The 698-nt window shown below is 58.6% G+C and carries 1 protein-coding gene; it reads right to left on the reverse strand.

Translation table 11 applies throughout. The features are described 5' to 3' along the window. Position 1 precedes the first annotated feature (1 nt). Positions 2–430, reverse strand: coding sequence for a putative toxin-antitoxin system toxin component, PIN family (locus NKI08_RS34585; protein ID WP_352776007.1), 429 nt, complete (start codon positions 428–430; stop codon positions 2–4). Between the last annotated feature and the right edge of the window lie 268 nt (positions 431–698).

Here is a 698-nt window from a genome sequence, read left to right on the forward strand (position 1 = left end):
CTCATGTCTTTTTCTCCAATCCTCTCAGCGCCTCACTTGGCGACAGGACCATGATACCGAAGCGCTCGGCCAGCTTGCCGAAGTCGCGTAGGTTGAACGTCACTATAGCATCCGCCCGTCCGTTTACCGCCGCTTCCAGCACCATGTCGTCGTCAGGGTCGCGCACGGCGGGCCGCCAGAGAAAGAGAAGGCGAACCGGCTCGGCGACGGACGCCACGGCATCTAGCAACGCGTTCACATCCTCAGCCGACAGGCCGGAAGCTTCAAGGTGCTCGGGCCTTGTCATGACCGCCTGGTACTCGATCATCAACGTCACCGAAGCGATGAGCGTCAGCCGGCGTTCCAAAGCTGCCACCAACAGTTGGCGCGAGGCGCCAGCATCACTTCGGATCGCCGCCACCGTGGTCGCCGTATCGATAAGCAGTCTCATGCAGGCATATTGGATATCGCGTGCGATATTGCAAAAGGACCGAGCTTTTGGCAATTTAGTCTGCCTTCGGTATTCCAAATCGCAGTGCGCAAGTATTTGCACGCCACACTACGACCGCGCGGCAACTGAACTTGTCTTGCTGATCATCACGCCGCTCAATGCCCTCGATCTACACAGAAGAGCGGGCATGCCATGGTGGACGAGGCCAAACCTGGGAACGACAGTGCAAGCCACGACTACAGGGCTGACATGTCGGCACGAGATATGG

Source organism: Mesorhizobium sp. M0768 (assembly GCF_040320195.1).
In the GTDB taxonomy this organism is placed as follows: domain Bacteria; phylum Pseudomonadota; class Alphaproteobacteria; order Rhizobiales; family Rhizobiaceae; genus Mesorhizobium.

What these genes read in the sequence shown, in the direction of transcription:
- NKI08_RS34585 (WP_352776007.1), bottom strand. Translation starts at nt 430, where the DNA reads ATGAGACTGCTTATCGATACGGCGACCACGGTGGCGGCGATCCGAAGT.